We start from the raw sequence: 20893 nt of genomic DNA on the forward strand, positions 1-20893 counted from the left end.
TTAGTCATGACAAAACCGTGGCTAGAACCCGAGGCGATCGCCCAAGTCCAGCTCATTCTGGATAGTTATCGCCATTGGTTCGGGGAAGATTTAATTGCGAGGGATGAGACTCCCGAAACTCAGGCAGACATTTTGTTTGAGGCACCGATGGTTGTTTTCTCCCATGGCACACAGACAGATCCGATTTATAACTACGGTTCTCGACTAGGCCTAAAACTTTGGGAACGAACTTGGGAAGAGCTTTTAGCCATGCCCTCGCGCGAATCAGCAGAACCCAATGAAAAGGTGCAAACAGAGCGAAATCAGCTGTTAGCATCTAGTCGGGATTATGGTTTTAAAACGGGTTTTTCTGGGGTGCGAGTGACAAAAAACGGTAAACGCGTCCGAATCGAAGATGTTAAGCTTTGGGACTTACTCGATAAAGACGGAAATTATGGTGGTCAGGCTGCCGTATATTCTAAATGGACATTTTTAGATTAGGTGAATGAAAGAGCAGTTTACAGTGTGGTTAGATCGGTTTTTGGTAGCGGACGTTTTTGTGGTGCTGTTCGCGTTTTTTTGGTTTGCGATCGCCCTCATTGGGAAATCATCTGGCGTTAATCTCGGTTGGGATATTTGGTATTCACTCTGGGAACCCGTCTTTACGCCAGCAATTGGCATTTTGATGTTGGGTGCGATTTTAAGTTGGGTGGTCAAAAAGATTGGCACTTTCTTTCAGCCTAAATCCGACGAATTAGGTTAAATTACAACCCGCTACGATCGAGCTATTGAATTGCAGATCGAAAGATGGAATTATCAGATCGATTTTCTGAAGCATTGGTTTTTGCCGAAAAGTTACATCGCCAACAAAGCCGCAAAGGTTCTGGTACACCTTATGTTGCTCATCTGCTGGGAGTTGCCAGCACTGTTTTGGAAGCAGGTGGGAACGAGGATGAGGCGATCGCCGCACTACTTCACGATGCTGTCGAGGATCAAGGGGGCTTGGCAACGAGAGATTTGATTCAAGAAAAATTTGGAGATCGCGTTACTGAAATTGTGATGGGCTGTTCCGATAGTGTTGAAGGCGAAATCAAATTGCCGTGGCGAGAACGAAAAGTTGCTTATCTAGACCATCTTAAAACTGCTCCCAAATCTGTGCGTCTTGTGTCGATGGCCGACAAACTCTACAATCTTCAGTCCATCGTGCGAGATTATCGCTTGGTTGGTGAAGACTTGTGGTCTCGATTTCGCGGAAAAAAAGATGGCACCCTTTGGTATTACCAAGAACTAAGCAAAATATTCGATCCAGAGCATCCCTTAACTCAAGAATTTAAACGGGCGATCGCCACCCTCGACACCCTTATTTCAACCAAGTCGCCATAGATTGTTGCTTCAGTAATGCTCGACGTATCTTCCAATCAGGCATACATTGCGTCACCAGACTCCAAAATCTTTTGCTGTGATTCATCTCGCGAAAATGACACAGCTCATGGACAATCACATAGTCCAAACAATCCAACGACAATTGAATTAGCTGGAGATTGAGATTAATCCGGCCAAGGCTACTACAACTGCCCCATCGTGTTTTCATCGCTTTTACTCGCAACGGAATTTCCGTTTGCTCCAGTTGCAAAATTGGCCTTGTCTGCTCTAGCCAATAAGCCAATCGTTCTCGAAATAAAGTCTTCGCTTGCCGCTGATACCAACGCCGCATCAAAAATTGAATTTTATGGATATCATCTGGTTGATCAACACACACCCGAAAAACACCATTCTCGAATTCAAACATTGGGTGATCGCCACAAGAAATCTTTAACGGATAACCTTGCCCCAAATAATAATGAATTTCTCCTTCGATCCATTGGGGAATAAAACGCTTAGCAGCAGAGTCTTCTATTTTTTTGAGGTTTTTCCTAATCCACTCAAGACGTTTATCTAAAATATCTTCGAGTTGAGCCTTCGACACACTACGCGGAGTATGGAGAATAATCTCTCGCTCCTGATTAATTGAAATCTGAATCGTCCGGCGGTGATCGCTCCGTTTAAGAATGACGAGAAGAGTTCTACCATCAATAGAAATTTTGATTGTCTCAGAAGACCTCTTATTTATTTTCGTTGAATTAGCTGCCAAGATTTATACTCACCCACTACTTCATGCTGAATCCAATTTTTAGCCAAAAACTCAGATTTCACCCATGCAAAACCATCAATATTTACATCACTCAATTCTTTAGCCATATAGTTAACCTTAGGAGAATAAAATTTCAATAGCACTTGAGTTTTTCCACCACCAAATAATGCTATCTGATGATTCTGTAAAACAGTTTGTATTTCAGGTTCTGAGATCATCATTTTTAGTTCAGGATTAACATCAGTAAGCAAACCAGATGCTACTAAAAGAATAAAACTCAGCCACTGACCTAAAAGTAAACTAGCGATCCATTCTTGAGATGTTTTTTTCTGAAAAATCAGCCAAGCTAAATAAACCCAAGCACATCCTAAGGGCAAAACAATATATGCAAATTCTAAGCCATCAAATTCAAAGAATAGCCAACTTTCTGGGACTTGAGCCAAGATATTCAGCAGAATAAATAAACTCCCCAAAAAGCCCAACATACAAGAAATAACCTTGATCAATAATTGTGGAGATCGCTCTTTCTCCCAGGACTCTATGAGCTCATGAATTCCTAGTGCGGCAAAGATTGCTAGAAATGGATAGAGGGGAAGCGCATAGTGAGAAAGACGAGTTTCATAAAAAGTGATCATTAAAAAAATACTGAGAGGAATGCCCAATATTAAAAAATGCTCTTTCTTCTTTTTTTTCCAGTAGGTGATCGCACCAATAATCGAAAAAAATATCCACGGAAAACATAATCCTAGAGTATTGATCACATAATAAAAATATCCATTATTACGTCGTTGTTCTTGAGACAAACTCACAAACAAACTAAATAATGCACGAAAACTTTCTACTTCATATCTCTGAAAACTCAAATAAAGCCATAAACCTAAAGGGATCAAACCTATGAAGATGCCAAGATAAAAATAGTTTTTCTGAAAATATTTAAATTTCCGTATCGACACACTCAAGTATGGCAATAAGCTCAGGATTAGCATCCCAGCAAGAAAGCCACGGCACAAAATCATTAATGATAGACAACACCCAAAAAGTAATAGATAAAGATCTTTCGACAGTATTCCATATTCCAGATTTCCATGACTATTAGGAAACACAACTCGTCCACTGTATTTAATTAGACATAGAATAGCTGTCAGAAATATAAAAATAGTGATGTAATCAGGGTTGCCTAAATAGCTATAACGTAGCCAGAGAAATTCAAGACTTAAAATAAAAGCGGATAATAATCCTATCTGTTTATCAAATAAATTTACTGCAATCTGATAGATCAACAAAAGACAGCCCAAAGACAATAATACACTGGGTAACCGTACAGCAATTTCATTAACACCTAGTAGCTGATAAAAACAAGCAATCAGCCAATAGGGACCAGGTGTTTTATGGTGAGGATTTTCCCAAGGGTTAATCCAGTCTCCAGTTTCAAACATGATCTTTGCTCTAGTGGCATACAAACCTTCGTCATGGGCAAGGAGACTCTGATCAGCAAATAAACCAACGACTAAAATTGGCAATGCCCAAAAAACAATGCAGAGATGAGGAGACTGGTAGAGCCGGGAAAAGGTTTTCATTATGTCTCTTGAAGAGGTATGGAGAGCAATAGTTGGATAAATTTGATGGTGCTTTTCTGGCGATAAATCTGTGAATTTTGATGATTTTTATGGTGGCGATCACCTCACTTATTTTGTCATAGACCGATCAGAATCTCCTGACTCTCCCTAAGAGAATCACGCCACATCAGTGATTTCCCTCAGGCAATTCCCGCCATAAGTTTGTTATTGTGAAGAAGTATTACGAAGATTGTTGTTTTAGAATTTTATCTAAACTTCATCAAAAATATGTGTGCTCGGCACAACAGATTTCCAAAAATTAATCATGCTAAAGGTGTAAAACACTTACCAAGTCACTTACTAAGAAAATCCTATGGCCTTTACCAATTTTCTCAAAAAAGCGGCAGCTCCATTGCGAATGGCACAGCGAACGAATGGTAAACGACTTAATTTAACGTTGTTTTGCGACTTTGATGGTCCTTTAGTAGATGTTTCGACAAGGTATTACAGTACCTACCAAACAGCACTACAGCACACCAAAAGGAGTTATGAGGAACAAGGTCAGCCCTTGCCAATCCGGTTATTGACGAAAGCTCAGTTTTGGCGGATGAAGCGTCAACGGGTTAGCGATATTGAAATTGCAATGAAGTCAGGTCTGCAGGAAGAGCAAATTACATTTTTCTTGGATTACGTCGGAAAAATCGTCAATGGGGCGAATCTACTCCATCTAGATGCAATGCAAAGTGGCATCAACTGGTCTTTGGGGCTCTTGCATTCTCACGGTGTGAAACTGGTTCTAGTGACTCTCCGCGAGGAGCAACAGGTACACCGGATGTTGGATTGTTACGGATTAAAACGATTATTCAACGGGATCTATGGCAGCGGCGATCGCCACACAGCCTACGAAAATAATATTGATGTAAAGACAGCTCTCCTTAAGGAAGCAATTACAGAGCAGGGCCAATTAAGTGATGACTGGCTAATGGTGGGAGATACCGAGGCGGATATTGTAGCTGCACAACGGGTGAAAATTCCGGCGATCGCCCTAACTTGCGGCATTCGTGATGAGAATTATCTCAAAACCTATAGTCCTGACCACATTTGCACGGATTTACTAGCGACTGCACACTATCTCATTGATCGCTATGACAATACTCCAAAAAATTTCCCGCTTAACCTCAATTACTGCCTATCCAACGCCCTAACCTGATTCCACCATCGAACCAGAGGTGTACAAATTAATGGTGCCCAGAGGCTGCTTAAAACAGCAGAAGCAAGGGCAATTTGTTGATAATCGAGCCATATATCACCAAAAGACCGGAACCCAAAAATCAGGTGTTGCAGAGCCATCACGGTCTCTGCCACGAAGGTCATAATAAAAACAATTAATGCCAGGGAAATGAAATCTTCCTGTAAATATCGCTGGTGACGCCAACTTGCTGTGAGCCAGGCCACAAGGACAAATCCCGGAATATGGCTAGGGAAAGCCGTCACCATTAAACTATCGTGGAGTAGCCCCACGGCGATCGCCACGAGGACAGCAATCGACACATTACGCTTAATACTCCATGCCACTAGCCACATCAATAACCACTGAGGGCTAAATCCGAGAATTGTCATCCCGGGTGTTCGCACCAGTAGTAGTAATGAACAAACGAGCAGTGACACAACAATCACAAAGCCGTTCAGCCAAGGGTTAGACGATCTAGGAAACTTCTTCTTCGACATTTTGTTCTGGTAACGGCTCAAAGTCCAAAGGCTTTTGCTCAAACGACGAAACCATCACCCACTCTAACACCGTGAAAGATGCTGATAATTCGACTGTCGCAATCGGTGCAGGACCACCTTTTTTATCCACTTTGACTACCTTTCCAATGGGCACTCCAGGCGGGTACAAAACACTTAAATTCGAAGTGGTCACCAAATCACCTTCCTCAACATCAGGGACTTTCTGATAAAAAGTCATCTGTGCCATTTGCTGATTATTTCGGTTACTCTGTCCCTTGAGATAAGCTTGGTGGCGGCTACGGGTGACCATCACCCCAATCTGCTGGTTAGCATCGCTAATGAGCATCACTCGACTACTATTTGGCGTCACTTGAGTAACACGGCCCACTAAACCGCCGATCCCTGACACGATATCTCCAACTTTTATCCCTTCGTTACTGCCTTTACCAATGGTGATTTGCTGCCACCAGGAATCAGCACTACGGCCAATCACTGGTGCGGCGATCACCTCCATATCTAATTCTTTAGAGAAATCCAGCAATGATTTGAGCTGTTTATTTTGCTGTTCCAGCTCCTCCACACGATTCTGTAGTTCTCGCAACTTACTATTTTGCAAGAGAATTTCTTCATCTACGGGAGCAGAAGCTGCACCACTTGTATTCGCAAGCAGTGCATAAAACTCTTGGATAATCCCACCTTGAGTTTGACGCAGAAAAAATACAGCTGACAGACCGATGCCAACAAAAACAATCGTGAAACCGTTGCGTTGCCACCAACGGCTAAACATCACCATAAACCCAAAATAATCATGCTCTCTATCTTAGATTATTCGTAACGAGCATAACTATTAGTTGCACGTTCTAGATCTTTGAAATTCTCAAGCACGCGGCCTGTACCCAAAACAACGCAGCTAAGGGGTTCAGATGCAACATGAGTAACAATACCTGTTTCATGACTAATCAAGGTATCTAAGCCAGACAGTAAAGCACCACCACCAGCCAACATGATGCCTCGATCAATAATGTCTGCGGCAAGTTCGGGGGGCGTCCGTTCAAGGGTACGTTTTACCGCTTCAATAATCACGGATAAAGGCTCAGACATACTCTCGCGAATTTCGGGGGCTTTAATGGTTACTGTTCTTGGTAAGCCAGAGAGGAGATGCAAACCACGTACTTCCATAATTGGCTCATCTTCTTCGGTGGGATAAGCAGAACCCAATTGAATTTTGATATCCTCAGCTGTCCGCTCACCAATAACAAGGTTATGGACTTTCTTCATGTAGAGCATGATAGAGTCGCTCAGTTCATCGCCAGCAACTCGAACGGATTCACTCAACACTGTGCCATCCAAACTCAGAACGGCCACCTCAGTAGTACCGCCACCGATATCAATAATCATGTTTCCAGTCGGTTCAGACACTGGTAAACCTGCACCGATCGCTGCTGCCACAGGCTCATCAATCAAATAAACTTCACTGGCCCCAGCTTCTTTTGCGGCTTCTTCCACAGCACGACGTTCAACGCCAGTTACACCACTCGGAATACCAATCACCATACGGGGTCGAACAAGGGGATTTCGGCCATCATGAACGCGGCGAATAAAATGCTTCAGCATTAATTCTGCGGTATCAAAATCTGCGATAACACCATCTCTGAGGGGGCGAATGGCGACGACATTATCAGGTGTGCGACCCAGCATTTTCTTTGCTTCGAGACCGACAGCACGAGGGCCTTTTTCTTTATCAATGGCAACGACGGAAGGTTCTTCAAGCACAACTCCCTTACCGGACACATAAACAAGGGTATTGGCTGTGCCGAGATCAATGCCCATGTCTCGTGAAAATGAAAGGCGACTAAATAAACCCACTGGTGCGCTAACCCCTAGTTTCGATAATGTGATTGATTTTGTTTTCTATCCTAGTCAACCTTTTTTAGAATTGGTGCTGGGATAAAGTTTTGCTTTTGGATTTTATTATGTTTCTTGTTTTGCGTCTAGCTAACTCTGGTATGGGATCCACGCTTGTTTGATCACAAGGCGATCGCCTCCTGACTCATTGGCTAGTCCGAATTAAACCACAAGACATTTCTTACTACTCCTGCCAAAAAGGTGCTTCCGGAGCAGCATTCATCTCTTCGAGAGTTTTCCAGCCCGCTTCCCACATTTCCTTATCTTTGAGCTGCTTAGCATTAATCCAAAACCTTGTAGTGGGGTCACAGGAGGAGACTAATTCCGCAAAAACCCATTTCCCTTCATTACGACGATTCACCACTTGAAAATGTCGCCATCCCCAGGTTTTCTGGGTTGCTGTCCATTTTGAGCCGAGGAGATGTGGGTATCGTTGCTTTGTTTTTTTTGCCATAACGAACGGAAACGGTAAATTAGCCTCAAAATACTAAGGTAATTGTTTTTCGTAAATAATCCGCAGAACCAAATTTTATGCTTTTACTGCTGCCGATTAAGTGGTTAATCCTTCAATGTCTTATTTTTTTAGTGATGGTCGCCATTGAAGCTGCGGTTTTACATTTCATCGAAGGTATCGCCAAGAGAGATAGCATGATTTATTTATTTTTAGTGAATCTATTCTCGTTTAATTTTGGTTGGCTTTTAGTCACATTGGCCTTCTATTTCGTTACAGGCAGCAATTTTCAGGATGATATTTTGGGCTACATGCTTCTAGGCATCGTCAGTGAAAAGCTTTTAGTCACCTTATTTGTGAATCCTTTTTCCAATCCACTGTTGCTGGCAATGGTGCTTTATTTCGGGGCAGTATGCTATTTCGAGCTAAAAATGTTGACCTTGCTAAAAGTCTTTGTTTTACCAACCGGAGAGAAAAAAGAAGAGGAAGAAATTGATCTGAAGCTGTCACCCTGGGCAGATCGATTGTTAGTCATCTTTTTATCAAAAGATTTTCGCTTGGTAGTGACTGTTTTTATTGCAAATTTCGTGAGCCACACGGTAGTTGGAGGACTCATTTTTCTCACTCAAGCCTAGGTGATCAAGTTTTTGGGTCAAAGGCATCTCTTAAGCCATCTCCCAGGTAATTGAGGCTAAGCACCGTCAAAAAAATTGCCAGCCCCGGGAAAAGCGCCATATGAGGGGCAGAGGTTAAAAAGTTCTGGGCATCATAGAGCATTCGGCCCCAAGTCGGTACATCTGGGGGAAAGCCGAGACCGAGAAAGCTGAGAGTTGATTCGGTGATAATCGCATTGCCAACAGATAGAGTGGCGGCAACAATAATCAGACTAATCAGGTTGGGCAGAATATGGACTTGCAGGATTCGGAATGGGTTAGCGCCGATCGCCCTCGCAGCTGAAACGAATTCTAATGTCTTGAGACTGAGGCATTTGGAACGGACGAGACGGGCAACGGACATCCAATTCAAACTGCCAATCACTATCACAACAAGGATAAAAGTACCCCACTCAGCTCCGGCGATCGCTCGCAATTTTTCGCGAAAAAGATAGACCACCAGTAATAAAACAGGCAGTTGTGGCAAAGACAAAAATAAATCAGTCAGGCGCATCAGCAGTTGATCAATCCAGCCGCCATAAAATCCAGCGATCGCCCCAATCGTTGTCCCGAGGGTAATCGCAACCATCATGGCTGCTAAACCAACACTCAGGGAAATTTTGCCGCCGAATAAAACCCGCGCGAGTTGATCCTGCCCTAGATCGTCTGTGCCAAAGGGATGGGAAAAACTGGGCGGAAGAGAGCCCCGCGTAAAATCAATCGCATCAATGGGCACTCGATAGAGAAATGGCAATAAAAAAATACTGAGGGCGATCGCCCCAAGGACAACCCCACCCAGTATTGCTGTTTTATTTTGCCGGAACCGTCGCCAAGCTCCCGAGCTTGCACTAGATATCATCATTGTCGTAATAAAAAGGACGAACCTGGGATGTAAAACCAGACGCTTTAAATTGCTTTAGCTCTAGCGGTTCTGGCTGATTCGCCGCCACAGAAACCGGAATTTCAAAATCACTCACGCCAGGCGGCACTTCCATAATCGTGCCAACACGACCACGGTTTTCAAAAGTCGGCGAACCATTGCCGTCATAAATACGACCAAACACATCCGCATCAACGATCAATTTATTGGTCATATTTTTCGCCTTGCCCTTAATCAAATAGCAAGTAGCACCACGATTTGAGCCACTCGTTACAATCCCTTGCATTTCTGCTGGACATTTTTCGTAGCTGAGATCGTAGATTTTAATCGGTGTTAGTGCTTCTGCTTGACTGAAGGGCAACCAACTCAACAAACACCACAAACAACCCGCAACAAAACTAACCAGTAAACCCTGTCGTCGCATCAGTTTCCATTCTCAAACGCATCTTCAATAGGATAACAGTTGTCCTCTGCTAGCCTAAGGCCAACGTATGCTCTCCGAAATTCTTAACAGCAACATAGTATTTGACAGCTGATCAAAAAAATAATTCTCAATTTAGCGGAACAGGAGATAATGCAATCTATGTACTTTTCACTGGAAGAGTTTCTTGGGTGATTGTGTGAGATCGCATGCTAATTGGCTTCTTAGAGTCTTCTGGGAAAGTTTTTTGAAGCGAATGTCAAAGGCTCTAAACGTGAAAAACGCATAGATGGGTACGTGCTCTTGAAGCTCGCCCATCTATGCGTTTTTTATATTCTAGCTTACTTTTTCTGTTCTTGACGGTATGTGTTCGCTCTGCTTGCTAACTGATTTAATCACCTAATTTTGAGAAATTACGACTATAATGGCAGATTGCCGAAATGCCCAGTGAGAAGCGTAGAAAACAGCCATGCAATTTATTGACCAAGCCGAAGTAGAAGTTGTCGCCGGAAAAGGAGGCGATGGCATAGTGGCATTTCGTCGGGAAAAATATGTACCTGCGGGTGGGCCTGCTGGAGGCAACGGTGGCTGGGGTGGCTCCGTAATTTTTCGAGCCGAGCAGAATTTACAAACCCTTCTGGATTTTCGCTATGCACGCGTCTTTAAAGCGCCGGATGGTCAAAAGGGTGGCAACAACAATTGCACAGGAGCATCAGGTGATGATCTGATTGTTGATGTACCCTGCGGAACAGTCGTTTACGACAAAGAAACGGGTGAGGAAATTGGTGATCTGATTACCCATGGCCAAACGTTTTGCGTAGCAGCTGGCGGCAAAGGTGGCCTAGGCAACAAACACTTTTTGAGTAATAAAAATCGAGCACCCGAACATGCCCTGCCTGGTCTAGAAGGAGAGATTAAACAAATTCGTCTGGAACTAAAATTACTGGCAGAAGTGGGATTAATTGGCTTACCGAATGCAGGTAAATCAACGCTTATTTCGGCTTTGTCGGCAGCACGTCCAAAGATTGGGGATTATCCGTTTACAACTTTAATTCCAAATTTGGGAGTTGTGCGTCGTCCCACTGGGGATGGCAATGTGTTTGCAGATATTCCCGGTTTGATTGAAGGAGCACACCAAGGGGTTGGTCTCGGCCATGAGTTTTTACGTCACATCGAACGGACAAGAGTTTTGGTGCATGTGGTTGATCTAAACGCAGAAGATCCCATTCAAGATTATGTGACGATTCAGCAGGAATTGATTGCTTACGGTCGGGGTTTGCCGGAACTGCCGCAAATTGTCGCACTTAATAAAGCGGATACGGGCGATCGCGAATTTGCAGATTTCATTACCGAGGAACTGCAACAGATTACAGACTACGAAATTATGACTATTTCGGCAGTATCTCGGGCAGGTCTAGACCAATTGCTGCAGCGGGTTTGGGAGATTTTGGATGAGATTAATGCCCGGGAAGCGGAACAAAAACGCATTGAGCTAGAGGAAGCACGACGGGCTGAAGCAGCATTATTGTTGACAGCGACTCCCACTGAACTCGAATCTTTATCTGAATAGAGGGGGCAATCGTTGCCTAAACTCTGAAAAGAGACGCTGCGCTCTATAATGTATGCCGATGTTTTAGGGACTGGCAGCAATGATGAAGCAACGAGTTGGGTTACTTTTCGGTGGGAAATCTGGTGAACATGAGGTTTCCATTGTCTCAGCTCAGGCGATCGCCAGTGCATTCCAAATGGGCGAAAACCCCGGCAAATATGACCTTATCCCCTTCTACATCGATAAAGGCGGCATTTGGCACAACCCAGAATTTTCCCAAGGCATTTTAGACTCCGGCAAATCTTTCGACCCAGAAACAATTGATGCAGCTGCCCGCTGGCAATTTCCCGATGCGGCCTCAACGGTTGGTGTGTGGTTCCCAATTATCCACGGCCCCAATGGTGAAGACGGCACATTGCAAGGGCTATTAACTCTGATGGAAAAGCCTTTTGTTGGCAGTAATGTTCTCGGCTCATCCGCTGGCATGGACAAACTTTCCATGAAAATGATCTTTGCTCAGGCAGGATTGGCGCAAGTGGACTACGTTGGCGTGTTGCGTTCCGAAGTCTGGTCTAGCCCCTGTGTCTTTCCGAAAGTATGTGACGACGTTGAAGCAAAACTGAACTATCCAATGTTCGTAAAACCGGCCAATCTTGGTTCTTCCGTCGGTATTAGTAAAGTGCGTACGCGCGATGAATTGGAAGCAGCATTAGATCTAGCGGCTAAATACGACCGTCGCATTATTGTCGAAGCTGGCGTAATTGCACGCGAAGTGGAATGTGCGGTGCTCGGCAACGATAACCCGAAAGCGTCTGTGGTGGGCGAAATCAGCTTTGAAAGCGATTTTTATGACTACGAAACAAAATATACCGATGGCCAATCAAGTATGAATATTCCCGCTGATCTCCCGGCAGAGATTGTCGAGAAAATCCAAGAGGGGGCGATCGCCGCATTCCAGGCACTTGATTGTGCAGGTATTGGTCGAGTTGACTTTTTCTACGTCGAAGAAACAGGCGAGGTACTCATTAATGAAATTAATACACTCCCCGGATTTACATCTCTGAGCATGTATCCACAACTCTGGAAAAATACAGGAATCCCGTTTGATAACCTCGTCGATCAACTCATTCAATTAGCTCTAGAAGATCGCTAGACCCATTTCACAAATAGGATTTCAGGGTCTTCTTTATCCGTAATAACACCTAAACTTCTCTAAATCAAAACAGAGTGTTTAGGTAACCTTTTAATAGGGAAACAGCATCTGAGATAAAATTAAATCGACTGGTTCATATCAAAACTAATTGAAATGTTTGAAAGACATCCCGATTGATTAGATACGACTTAGCTCAATGCATCAGTTTTTTCTCTGATTACTTTATTTATCCCCATTCTCTCTAGGTTCAGTTAACCCGAATCTTTTTTCAATCATGGCAAGCCTTGATAAAACAGCCCTCATCTTAATTGGATTTCAGAACGACTATTTTTGTAAAGATGGCATCTTAAATAGTGTTATTGAGGAATCTATCAAGGCAACAAAAGCCGTTGATAACACGGTGGCACTGCTCAATCAAGTTGTTGAAACGCCTCTGCACATCATCACAACACCGATTATCTTCACACCAACTTATGAAGAGCTTTCTGAACCAGTCGGAATCCTCAAAACTATTAAAGAAGTAAAAGCATTTCAGTCAGGGACAAATGGAGCACAAACGATTCCTGAACTATCAGCCTTTGGCGATCGCATCCAAGAAATTCCAGGTAAAAGAGGCTTTAATGCCTTTATCGGTACCAGCCTTGAGAGTTATCTACAAGCCCATAAAATTGAGCATGTCATCCTAGCCGGAGCTGTCACCTCAATTTGTATCGACTCCACAGGCCGCTCAGCCCACGAAAAAAATTATCAAGTAACCATCCTGTCCGACTGTATTTCCGCTCGTACAGTCTTTGAACAAGAGTTTTATTTAGAAAATGTTTTTCCGCTCTATGCCCAAACCTTATCCTCTAAAGAGTTAGTGCGTAGCTTAGAGATGACCAATGTCCGATGAAAATCTCCAAAACGAACTAAATACCCAAATCCAATACCGTCTGACTGAGAAACTGGCACAATCGGAGAGATTTCATCGCAATTTAATCCAGAGTCTCAAAGAAATCATCTTTGAATGCGATACCTCTGGAAACTTTATCTTTTTAAACCAAGCTTGGGAAAAGACCTTAGGCTATCCAGTAAAAAATGTAATCGGCAACTCGATTCTTGATTATGTTGAACCTAACGATAAAGAACTAGTAGCAGATATATTTCGCCAAACAACTCCTTCTACACAGCCTAGCTTAGAAGTCCGTTTTTTAAATAGTGAAAAAGAAATAGTTTGGTTAGAAATGTCTTTTAGAGAGAATTACAACCATCAATTTTCAGGATCATTAGTCAACATTACAGACCGTAAGAATACAGAGATTCTACAACAAAAACTCAACGAAGACTTAGAGAATCGTGTCCAAGAAAGAACAAATGAATTAACCCAGAGTAATCAAGAGCTCAGGCTCACACTTGATAGATTACAAAAAACACAATTGCAATTAATTCAAGCAGAAAAAATGTCTAGTTTAGGGCAGCTTGTCGCAGGTATTGCCCATGAAATCAATAATCCAATTAGCTTTGTCCACGGCAACCTTAATTTCATCAAAGATTACTCTCAAGAATTATTAGATGGAATCGATCTATTTGAAAAATGTTATCCAGAGTCTCACTCAAAAATTATTGAATGGCAGAAAGAAGTTGATTTTGAGTTTCTCAAAGAAGATCTACCCAAAACATTAGAGTCAGTTAGTTTAGGTACTCGGAGAGTTCAAGAAATTGTCCTTTCTCTCAAAAGTTTTTCCCGCACAGATGAACAAGGTTTCAAAAAAGTTGATATCCACAAAGGTATTGACGATACATTATTGATTTTGCAAAATCGACTGCGAGATCACCCAGATATCAAGATCATCAAAGATTACAATTTCAAACAAAATATTGAATGTTATCCAGGACAACTCAATCAAGTATTCATGAATATTTTAGCTAATGCTATTGATGCTTTAGAAAGCTCATCTCAAGTTAATAAAGCTAAAGAAATCACGATTGAAACAAGCCTGATCAAAAAAGATAAATGGGTAAGTATTTGTATTTCAGACAATGGTGATGGAGTACCATCAGCAATGAGAACAAGAATTTTTGACCCATTTTTTACAACCAAGCCTATTGGTAAAGGCACAGGGATGGGAATGGCAATTAGTTATCAAATCATCACAGAAAAACATGGCGGAAGTTTAGGCTGCTTTTCTCAAGAGATGCAAGGGACAAAATTCATCATCAAAATTCCAGTCTCTCATAAATAATCATCTCGATTAATAAATAAAAAATTATTATTATTAGACTGAGTTAATAGCTTCAATGACTAAAGTTTTATAGAAAAATATTTGGCTAGATTGGTAAAGTTCTTCAGACAATACAGATAAAGGCTGAATCTGCTTAGAAAAATATTCTGGCCTTTGGCGTGACACTAAAAGATTCCAATACATTAAACGACTATTGTATTGGCTTGATTTGATCAATTTTCTTAATAAGAGATGGTATTCTTCCTCGGAGATCCATTCAAAAATATTGCTTAGATTAAATCGATCAACTATTTGAGATGGATATTTTTTTAAATAGCTATTGAGTCCTAAGCAATGTATTTCTAAGCTATCCAGATGATTACGAATCGAGTTGAAATTCTCAGGTCGTAAAGCATAAGGTAGAGCAGTTTGATAATCGCCAGTAGCAATCCATTGTAAATAAGAATTTTTCTGGGGATTATGATGTACTAGAGCAAAATTTGCCCGCTCTAAAATAGAATTAGCAACATTTCCTTCGACATATTTAAAAAAACTAGGATCTCGCCCTAGTTTCCCCATCACAAATCGAGAAAAAAAGATTCGAAAAATCCACTGCCATCGCCATGTGTTCCAGTTTTGCTCAAACCATTTTTCTCTCTCTTGGCGATCGCCCTGCTGGAATAACTCATCAAGAATTTTTGGGGAATGAATCAGAGGCAAGACACGCTGACGAAATAGAGTCAGATATCGCTCGAATTTGCCGCCAGACATTAAGCCATTCTTAATAACAGATAGGCGATCGCCCCAGAAATTTTTTACCGCAGGCGATAGGTCAGCATGGCAACGGTAATATAAGTCCAACCGTAATTTAGGCTCCACTCCAGTTTTGGATGTAACCAATAAGAGCATTTCGGGATGACTTAAATTTCGATAGGCTGCAGCACGCAATTCGAGACAAGCAATCTGTGCCAAACTAAAATCTATCGCAATCACTTTTTTGGGTTGGCGACTCAGTAAAGCAAGGGTATTATCACCACCCGAAGCGATTGAGAGACAAGTATGAAAAGGCTGCACGTCAAGGGCAGCAAGCATTACATCAGTATCTTCCCAAGACTGTGCATATCGAATCTCAGAAAATTTCTTAGGATGTGTGGTCGGCGATCGCCTCTGTTTCGAGCTTATAGATTTTACCTGTGCTGCCATCAATTTCGACCCAATCACCATCATTTAGCCACTGCGTAATCCCCGACAAATCCGTAATCATTGGCAGTCCCAATTCACGACAGACAATTGCCACATGGGACAGCACACTACCGCGCTCCACCAACAAACCCATCGCATGGGGAAAGAGTAAAATCCAACCAGGATCAGTGGACTCTGCTACCAGAATATAGCTGTAATCTGAGTTTTGCCTGTTTTGCTGCAAGAATTTTTGAGGATCTCGCACGATACAAACTTGTCCTTTGACTCGCCCGACAGCACAACTCTTGCCTTGTCGAAACGTCGTCATTTCTTGAAAATCAGATATTTGAATCGACTGAAATTGATTACCTTGGTACACCATCCCTTTCGTTGAAAAGCGATCGCCTGGTGCTGACTCTATCTTGTATTTTTGGAATTCAACTCGTCGCAAATCGACTAATCCTTGTAAGTTCTGGCAAGTAGAAGTACCACCAAAAAAGCTCATAATTTCTTCGACTTCCAAGTAGAAAATATCTTCTGCGGTATTTAGCTTCTGGACTTGAGCTAACTGTCGGCCAAGCTGCATAAAAATTCGACGAGCTAATCCAAACACTCTAGTTCTTTCAAAGCGAAGGTTTTCACGATTGCGAATTAAGCGACGAGTGTTATTTAAAATCCATCGAAAAATAATTTGTTTCAATGGCTTTTTTTTCAAAGCAATAAAAGCTTTTTTTTCAGCATCTTGTCGTAATTGATTATTTGATTCCTTTTCCACTGGAGCAACCTGAGATATTTGGGAAATAGAACGAAAAAGCAGCAATGGCTGATCATGTAGTGTCGGACTTTCTAATTTCAATTCAGCCAGACAGCGATCGCCAAATTTCTCTAAATAAGCTTGATACTGTCGAGCAAAATTGGGTTGAGTTTGTAGCCATCGCTTAATTTCTCGTAGATTTCCTTGAGCTAAAAGTTTCACATCTTCTTCATTTAGTTCGGATGCCATCTTTCTCATTAAGATAAGAGGCTCAGCACTAATGACATCGCCTTCAGCCGAGATTAAAGCATTATGGAGAGAGTCTGTTTGATCACCACACCATTTTTCGGTTAAACGATGCAACAATCCATAAAAAATCATGGCAAAAAAGTCATTAATTAATGGTGCATCCCAATGAGCTAGCAAATTAGTTTCAACAGATCGATAATAAGCAACTAATTCATCTACTCGCCAAAGGTTCATATTAGATGGAGTAGTTTCAGTTTCTCTAAGTACTAAAGCCTCATTAACACGCTGATAATACTTTTTAATTCGTCGCTCCAGAGTTAAAAAATTAAGAATCAAACTAAAAATAACTTTTCGAGCTTGCCAATCTTCTCGCCAATTTTTCGGCTGTGTTGAGGCTTGAATTTCAGCAATAATATCTTCAGGTAATTCTTCTTTAACTCCCATCATTTGCTCCATAAAATGAGCATTTATTTTCGCAGCTGGGAGCATTGCTAATATTCGATACCAATTCAGCAAATTATAATAAATTCTGCCTTGAATAAAGCCAATCATATTGCGAAAGATCGCTTGATTTTGCAATACTTGCGGTTTTGACACACCCATAAATCGACAAAACTGTTGATAAACTTTGGTATAGGCTTTACGCGCAAAAGAAAACGTCAGTGGCGTCGTTACTCCGCTATAACTTTCAACAATGTTGCTGTTATCCCAAAGTTGAAAAACACCATCTGGGTCTGGCAAATCTTTTAATGTTGTAATCGGACGAGCCTGTAATAAATAAAGCTTGTTATCGGCGATCGCCCACTCTATATCCTGCGGTTGCCCAAAATATCTCTCAACTTGTCGAACAAGCTCTGTAATTCGTAAAAGTTGCTCATCGCTTAGTATTGCGTCTTCTGCAGATCGTGAGGTGACTTGCCCAAATCGATTTACGGTATAGCTTTGTCCAGTCACTTCCCCAGACATGAGGCGATCGCCTAAGCCTTCCACTACATTAATGACAACATTACGCTGCCCGGAAATTGGATCTACACTAAACGCAACACCAGCTAATTCTGCTACGATCATCGGCTGAATTAAAATAGCCATTGATTGAGACGATGACTGAATTTTTTGGGCTTTCTGATAGCTGGATACGGATTTATTTTGTGCTGATTTCCAAACTTCAATAACAGCATCTTCAATATTTTGAGAGCTGACATTTAAAAAGCTTTTAAATTGTCCGGCAAAAGAAAGTAGTTGTCCATCCTCGGAAGTTGCTGATGAACGAATAGCCACAAATTTATTATTTGACTCAAGTTTATGAAAAGCTTTTTCTAGAAATAACTTGTCTTCTGCTCGCAGCTTGCATATCACACCATCCTTTTCTTTTTGAATGGTAGAGTTTATAGTGACTAGCTGTTTTAGTTCAATATCAAAACTAAGATCTGTTACGACAAATCCATTTGGCACAGAAAATCCAGCTTGTAATAATTGGGCGATCGCCTTCGCTTTGCCACCAACTTCATTTTGATGCTCTTCAATATCCTGTAGCCAAATAATTTTTGTCATTTTCAGAGCTGCTCTTGTATATAGTATTAAAGCTTTTTATGGATTTAGTTTCAGGTCATGACGATAGCCATAAAGGTAATAATCCCAAACTAAAATAAAGAACGATTGTCCAAATACCAGACATACGATCGATCCATTTTGCAGATTTGCGATCAAGTTTTTTTATAAACCACCAACTAATTGAAATTGTAGGACTTAAGCAAACACATAAAGCAATTGATAATTGCCAACCAAATCCAATCTGAGTAGCAGTCCAAATTGCAGTAACTGTGGTCAAAAATATTGATATTAACCAAACAAGAGCAGCGTTTTTTGGTTGCCAAATAGAACTATAGGTTTCTACTCCTACACGCTCGTCTTGGGGAGCACGAATTTTTCGACCGATCTCAATCACGATGCCATTGAAAAAACACGTAAGACAGAAGAGCAAGTAAATCGTTTTAAAAGAGCCACTACAAACTAAACAAAATAATGCCATTAGCGGCAAAATCATCATGTGAGAAATCATATAGAGGCTCAGATTAGCTTTTAGCCAATTGCGTACACCAAATTCGGCACACATTAGAGCAAAATATCCCCAGACCAATCCTAGAAATAGTAGTAGTGGAGGATTAAATAAGTAAGTAGTAATAAATTGAATAATCCCAGTAAATAAGCCCACATAGCCAAGTTCTTGACGGGAAACTAATCCTCTTGGGATTGCTCTTTCAGGGCGATATCGGCAATCATCTTCATAGTCTTTAAATTCGTCAGCGATACGCATCTGAAAAAACAGACAAAATATGACAATAAAGGCGACAGCCCAAGCAATCCCAAAGCTACTTGTTTCTACTCCTAATAGTTTTGGATAGCTCACAGCCGAGCCACTAAAAATAGCAATCAAAAAGCCATACTTAAAAATAGGAAATCTTTCTTTTTGATAAATCCACCAACGATTTTCTAGTAGCGAGCTCTTACCATGGGCGATCGCCTCAAACATAGATTGATGTCCCACTTACTAAAAAACTATGGACTAGGTGCACCATTGACATAAGCAAAAGCCAGTTCAATTTCTTTTTCGGTCCAGCCTGTTTGTTTGAGACGAGTCGTAATCTGTGTATCACTCGCGTTCCGTTTACGACTTTTTAAAATATATTGGGCGATCGCCAAAACATCATTACTTACAACGGGAATTGGAGTAGTCTCATTAACAGGAGTATCAAAACTTCCAATGACTGGCTCTGGCAAAAAAGATTTACGTCGAATTGAATTAATCAAATACAGAATGCAAAAACCTACGAGCCAACTACAAGGAAACCAAATCAATCCTCCCAAACCCAAAGTACACACAAAAGAAGCAACAATTAATAGACCAGCACTAACAAAATCGCCAACAGCAATAGCAATACCGATATAAAGCACTACTGTTCCAACAAGCAGGCGATAGGTTTGGATTTCTGACTTTTTTTTACTCATTTCAACTTCAGGTCTCCATCAAATGTCAACTTCCTGAATCCAATCAAAGCCTTTTTATAAACGATTATCAATCACTGTTTCCCAATAACGAATAAAAGCAATAATCAATGCCATGTAGAGAGGAATAGCAACAGCCAACTCAATCGGTACATTTAAAGCTGCTAATTTAAAACCAATATATTCATGGACGACATTATCAGCATAAATACGAAAATCATGATGAATTAGCCAAGCTTCTAAAGGAACAGCTAAACCACTCGTCAACCCAATTGCTAAGGCAAATCGTAAAGGAATCGGTTGATAGGCAAAATAACGACCAATCACAGCTGCGGCAATCCCAACAATTAGGATCCAGACTGTAATCATCAAAAAGCTCACATCATGAAAAATATATGACCAACTCGGAAATTTTTCATTAATCACCATCGGCTCAATCATCACTTCAAACAAGAAAATTGCGAGAAATGCTAAAAGAAAACTCCGCAGCCATTTTCGATGCTTTAATGGCACTAATGGCTCATCATCAATTAAGACAAAACTCCAATATTTATAAAAACTAACCACTAACCCCATAAACACCGGAATATAGTAAATAGCTTCAATTGGCACACTAAAAAGCTTTATACCAGACAAAACAGATAAGGTTTCATCAGCGTAACCACGCACACCCATTTGTACGACTAAAATTTCTAAAGGAAATGCAATAAAGGTGAGAATGCCGAGGTAAATCGGGAAACGATAAATATCACGGAGATTTGGGAAAAAATTATCTGTTAAAATCACAACCGAGACAACCAAACTTGTCCAGCCGATGGTTAAAATCCAACTCACATCGCGGTAAACATAGGCCCATTTTCCCATGTGATAGTTGTACCACATTGGCCCTGTAAATAGCTCAAAGATTAAAATTCCTACGCTCGCTAAAATAAATCGTAGCCAAATTTTTTCTTGAATTTTACTGAGAACAAAGAAACTGGTGATCGCCGCGAGCCCAATAAAAATTTCAAACCCAATAATGCTAGCCGTTGGTGTTTTATCAAAATCACAATGGGCGAGATAAAAAAGAGGTTGGAAGAATAAATTTGTTGATAACAT

General features: G+C 41.3%; 23 protein-coding genes. 10 read left to right on the top strand and 13 right to left on the bottom strand.

Annotation, left to right across the window (positions count from 1 at the left end; translation table 11 throughout):
• Positions 1-6 precede the first annotated feature (6 nt).
• Genes LEPTO7376_RS10585 through LEPTO7376_RS10595 form a run of 3 tightly spaced genes read left to right on the top strand, consistent with a single transcriptional unit; the run spans position 7 to position 1362 of the window.
• Positions 7-480, top strand: coding sequence for an MEKHLA domain-containing protein (locus tag LEPTO7376_RS10585; RefSeq protein ID WP_015134172.1), 474 nt, complete (start codon positions 7-9; stop codon positions 478-480).
• Between the two features lie 4 nt (positions 481-484).
• Entirely contained in the window at positions 485-742 is a 258-nt protein-coding gene (locus tag LEPTO7376_RS10590) for a hypothetical protein (protein ID WP_015134173.1), read from the top strand.
• Between the two features lie 44 nt (positions 743-786).
• Positions 787-1362, top strand: a complete 576-nt coding sequence (locus tag LEPTO7376_RS10595; RefSeq protein ID WP_015134174.1) for an HD domain-containing protein — start codon at positions 787-789, stop codon at positions 1360-1362.
• Here the strand turns inward: LEPTO7376_RS10595 and LEPTO7376_RS10600 are convergent.
• Both LEPTO7376_RS10600 and LEPTO7376_RS23520 read right to left on the bottom strand, forming a co-directional pair.
• On the bottom strand, positions 1340-2110 hold the full coding sequence (locus LEPTO7376_RS10600) for a M48 family metallopeptidase (protein ID WP_015134175.1): 771 nt from the start codon (positions 2108-2110) through the stop codon (positions 1340-1342). The two genes, LEPTO7376_RS10595 and LEPTO7376_RS10600, sit on opposite strands and share 23 nt — an antisense overlap.
• Positions 2086-3546, bottom strand: coding sequence for a glycosyltransferase family 39 protein (locus LEPTO7376_RS23520; RefSeq protein ID WP_160148438.1), 1461 nt, complete (start codon positions 3544-3546; stop codon positions 2086-2088). The genes LEPTO7376_RS10600 and LEPTO7376_RS23520 overlap by 25 nt, the downstream gene beginning before the upstream one ends.
• Before the next feature lie 493 nt (positions 3547-4039).
• Between LEPTO7376_RS23520 and LEPTO7376_RS10610 the strand changes: the two genes are divergently transcribed.
• Positions 4040-4876, top strand: coding sequence for an HAD family hydrolase (locus tag LEPTO7376_RS10610; RefSeq protein WP_015134177.1), 837 nt, complete (start codon positions 4040-4042; stop codon positions 4874-4876).
• Here the strand turns inward: LEPTO7376_RS10610 and mreD are convergent.
• Genes mreD through LEPTO7376_RS10625 form a run of 3 tightly spaced genes read right to left on the bottom strand, consistent with a single transcriptional unit; the run spans position 4849 to position 7224 of the window.
• Positions 4849-5394, bottom strand: coding sequence for a rod shape-determining protein MreD (gene mreD, locus LEPTO7376_RS10615; protein ID WP_015134178.1), 546 nt, complete (start codon positions 5392-5394; stop codon positions 4849-4851). The two genes, LEPTO7376_RS10610 and mreD, sit on opposite strands and share 28 nt — an antisense overlap.
• The gene (gene mreC, locus LEPTO7376_RS10620) at positions 5372-6181 is read right to left on the bottom strand and encodes a rod shape-determining protein MreC (protein WP_225901199.1); all 810 of its coding nucleotides are present in this window, start codon (positions 6179-6181) and stop codon (positions 5372-5374) included. The genes mreD and mreC overlap by 23 nt, the downstream gene beginning before the upstream one ends.
• Positions 6182-6219: 38 nt before the next feature.
• Positions 6220-7224, bottom strand: a complete 1005-nt coding sequence (locus LEPTO7376_RS10625) for a rod shape-determining protein (protein ID WP_015134180.1) — start codon at positions 7222-7224, stop codon at positions 6220-6222.
• On the opposite strand from LEPTO7376_RS10625, the gene LEPTO7376_RS28370 reads away from it, so the two are divergent.
• Positions 7223-7345: a hypothetical protein gene (locus tag LEPTO7376_RS28370; protein WP_264309017.1), complete on the top strand. Its 123-nt coding sequence runs from the start codon at positions 7223-7225 to the stop codon at positions 7343-7345. The two genes, LEPTO7376_RS10625 and LEPTO7376_RS28370, sit on opposite strands and share 2 nt — an antisense overlap.
• Positions 7346-7483: 138 nt before the next feature.
• On the opposite strand, the gene LEPTO7376_RS10630 is transcribed toward LEPTO7376_RS28370, so the two are convergent.
• Entirely contained in the window at positions 7484-7753 is a 270-nt protein-coding gene (locus LEPTO7376_RS10630) for a TIGR02450 family Trp-rich protein (RefSeq protein WP_015134181.1), read from the bottom strand.
• Between the two features lie 77 nt (positions 7754-7830).
• On the opposite strand from LEPTO7376_RS10630, the gene LEPTO7376_RS10635 reads away from it, so the two are divergent.
• Positions 7831-8385, top strand: coding sequence for a hypothetical protein (locus LEPTO7376_RS10635; RefSeq protein ID WP_015134182.1), 555 nt, complete (start codon positions 7831-7833; stop codon positions 8383-8385).
• A gap of 4 nt (positions 8386-8389) precedes the next feature.
• On the opposite strand, the gene LEPTO7376_RS10640 is transcribed toward LEPTO7376_RS10635, so the two are convergent.
• Positions 8390-9262 carry an ABC transporter permease gene (locus LEPTO7376_RS10640; RefSeq protein WP_015134183.1) on the bottom strand — a complete coding sequence of 291 codons (873 nt, stop codon included), beginning with the start codon at positions 9260-9262 and terminating at the stop codon, positions 8390-8392.
• On the bottom strand, positions 9252-9707 hold the full coding sequence (locus tag LEPTO7376_RS10645) for a hypothetical protein (RefSeq protein WP_015134184.1): 456 nt from the start codon (positions 9705-9707) through the stop codon (positions 9252-9254). The genes LEPTO7376_RS10640 and LEPTO7376_RS10645 overlap by 11 nt, the downstream gene beginning before the upstream one ends.
• 466 nt (positions 9708-10173) lie before the next feature.
• Here LEPTO7376_RS10645 and obgE point away from each other — a divergent pair, with 466 nt between their 5' ends.
• The 4 genes from obgE to LEPTO7376_RS10665 all read left to right on the top strand — a co-directional run bounded on the left by obgE (position 10174) and on the right by LEPTO7376_RS10665 (position 14628).
• Entirely contained in the window at positions 10174-11274 is a 1101-nt protein-coding gene (gene obgE / locus LEPTO7376_RS10650; protein WP_015134185.1) for a GTPase ObgE, read from the top strand.
• Between the two features lie 79 nt (positions 11275-11353).
• The gene (locus LEPTO7376_RS10655; RefSeq protein ID WP_015134186.1) at positions 11354-12406 is read left to right on the top strand and encodes a D-alanine--D-alanine ligase family protein; all 1053 of its coding nucleotides are present in this window, start codon (positions 11354-11356) and stop codon (positions 12404-12406) included.
• Positions 12407-12680: 274 nt separating this feature from the next.
• The gene (locus LEPTO7376_RS10660; protein ID WP_015134187.1) at positions 12681-13298 is read left to right on the top strand and encodes a cysteine hydrolase family protein; all 618 of its coding nucleotides are present in this window, start codon (positions 12681-12683) and stop codon (positions 13296-13298) included.
• A complete protein-coding gene (locus tag LEPTO7376_RS10665) occupies positions 13288-14628 on the top strand; it encodes an ATP-binding protein (RefSeq protein ID WP_015134188.1) in 1341 nt (446 codons plus the stop codon). Before LEPTO7376_RS10660 ends, LEPTO7376_RS10665 begins: the two co-directional genes overlap by 11 nt.
• A gap of 33 nt (positions 14629-14661) precedes the next feature.
• Here the strand turns inward: LEPTO7376_RS10665 and LEPTO7376_RS10670 are convergent, their stop codons facing one another.
• The 5 genes from LEPTO7376_RS10670 to LEPTO7376_RS10690 are packed head-to-tail and all read right to left on the bottom strand — an operon-like array spanning position 14662 to position 20893.
• On the bottom strand, positions 14662-15810 hold the full coding sequence (locus LEPTO7376_RS10670) for a DUF3419 family protein (RefSeq protein ID WP_015134189.1): 1149 nt from the start codon (positions 15808-15810) through the stop codon (positions 14662-14664).
• The gene (locus LEPTO7376_RS10675; RefSeq protein WP_015134190.1) at positions 15749-18343 is read right to left on the bottom strand and encodes a PEP/pyruvate-binding domain-containing protein; all 2595 of its coding nucleotides are present in this window, start codon (positions 18341-18343) and stop codon (positions 15749-15751) included. The genes LEPTO7376_RS10670 and LEPTO7376_RS10675 overlap by 62 nt, the downstream gene beginning before the upstream one ends.
• 55 nt (positions 18344-18398) lie before the next feature.
• A complete protein-coding gene (locus LEPTO7376_RS10680) occupies positions 18399-19322 on the bottom strand; it encodes a UbiA family prenyltransferase (protein WP_015134191.1) in 924 nt (307 codons plus the stop codon).
• 26 nt (positions 19323-19348) lie between these two features.
• Positions 19349-19798, bottom strand: a complete 450-nt coding sequence (locus LEPTO7376_RS10685) for a hypothetical protein (protein WP_015134192.1) — start codon at positions 19796-19798, stop codon at positions 19349-19351.
• Positions 19799-19852: 54 nt separating this feature from the next.
• Positions 19853-20893, bottom strand: coding sequence for a hypothetical protein (locus LEPTO7376_RS10690; RefSeq protein WP_015134193.1), 1041 nt, complete (start codon positions 20891-20893; stop codon positions 19853-19855).

The organism is [Leptolyngbya] sp. PCC 7376 (assembly GCF_000316605.1).
Lineage (GTDB): Bacteria > Cyanobacteriota > Cyanobacteriia > Cyanobacteriales > MRBY01 > MRBY01.

Bases quoted from the DNA above. Each gene is read 5' to 3' on its own strand.
- obgE (WP_015134185.1), top strand. From the start codon at position 10,174: ATGCAATTTATTGACCAAGCCGAAGTAGAAGTTGTCGCCGGAAAAGGA.
- mreC (WP_225901199.1), bottom strand. From the start codon at position 6,181: ATGTTTAGCCGTTGGTGGCAACGCAACGGTTTCACGATTGTTTTTGTT.
- LEPTO7376_RS10625 (WP_015134180.1), bottom strand. From the start codon at position 7,224: ATGGGCATTGATCTCGGCACAGCCAATACCCTTGTTTATGTGTCCGGT.
- LEPTO7376_RS10585 (WP_015134172.1), top strand. From the start codon at position 7: ATGACAAAACCGTGGCTAGAACCCGAGGCGATCGCCCAAGTCCAGCTC.
- LEPTO7376_RS10645 (WP_015134184.1), bottom strand. From the start codon at position 9,707: ATGCGACGACAGGGTTTACTGGTTAGTTTTGTTGCGGGTTGTTTGTGG.
- LEPTO7376_RS10665 (WP_015134188.1), top strand. From the start codon at position 13,288: ATGTCCGATGAAAATCTCCAAAACGAACTAAATACCCAAATCCAATAC.
- LEPTO7376_RS28370 (WP_264309017.1), top strand. From the start codon at position 7,223: ATGTCTCGTGAAAATGAAAGGCGACTAAATAAACCCACTGGTGCGCTA.
- LEPTO7376_RS10690 (WP_015134193.1), bottom strand. From the start codon at position 20,893: ATGTTATCAACAAATTTATTCTTCCAACCTCTTTTTTATCTCGCCCAT.
- LEPTO7376_RS10640 (WP_015134183.1), bottom strand. From the start codon at position 9,262: ATGATATCTAGTGCAAGCTCGGGAGCTTGGCGACGGTTCCGGCAAAAT.
- LEPTO7376_RS10595 (WP_015134174.1), top strand. From the start codon at position 787: ATGGAATTATCAGATCGATTTTCTGAAGCATTGGTTTTTGCCGAAAAG.
- LEPTO7376_RS10635 (WP_015134182.1), top strand. From the start codon at position 7,831: ATGCTTTTACTGCTGCCGATTAAGTGGTTAATCCTTCAATGTCTTATT.
- LEPTO7376_RS10675 (WP_015134190.1), bottom strand. From the start codon at position 18,343: ATGACAAAAATTATTTGGCTACAGGATATTGAAGAGCATCAAAATGAA.
- LEPTO7376_RS10680 (WP_015134191.1), bottom strand. From the start codon at position 19,322: ATGTTTGAGGCGATCGCCCATGGTAAGAGCTCGCTACTAGAAAATCGT.
- LEPTO7376_RS10655 (WP_015134186.1), top strand. From the start codon at position 11,354: ATGATGAAGCAACGAGTTGGGTTACTTTTCGGTGGGAAATCTGGTGAA.
- LEPTO7376_RS10670 (WP_015134189.1), bottom strand. From the start codon at position 15,810: ATGGCAGCACAGGTAAAATCTATAAGCTCGAAACAGAGGCGATCGCCG.
- LEPTO7376_RS23520 (WP_160148438.1), bottom strand. From the start codon at position 3,546: ATGTTTGAAACTGGAGACTGGATTAACCCTTGGGAAAATCCTCACCAT.
- LEPTO7376_RS10590 (WP_015134173.1), top strand. From the start codon at position 485: ATGAAAGAGCAGTTTACAGTGTGGTTAGATCGGTTTTTGGTAGCGGAC.
- mreD (WP_015134178.1), bottom strand. From the start codon at position 5,394: ATGTCGAAGAAGAAGTTTCCTAGATCGTCTAACCCTTGGCTGAACGGC.
- LEPTO7376_RS10685 (WP_015134192.1), bottom strand. From the start codon at position 19,798: ATGAGTAAAAAAAAGTCAGAAATCCAAACCTATCGCCTGCTTGTTGGA.
- LEPTO7376_RS10660 (WP_015134187.1), top strand. From the start codon at position 12,681: ATGGCAAGCCTTGATAAAACAGCCCTCATCTTAATTGGATTTCAGAAC.
- LEPTO7376_RS10630 (WP_015134181.1), bottom strand. From the start codon at position 7,753: ATGGCAAAAAAAACAAAGCAACGATACCCACATCTCCTCGGCTCAAAA.
- LEPTO7376_RS10610 (WP_015134177.1), top strand. From the start codon at position 4,040: ATGGCCTTTACCAATTTTCTCAAAAAAGCGGCAGCTCCATTGCGAATG.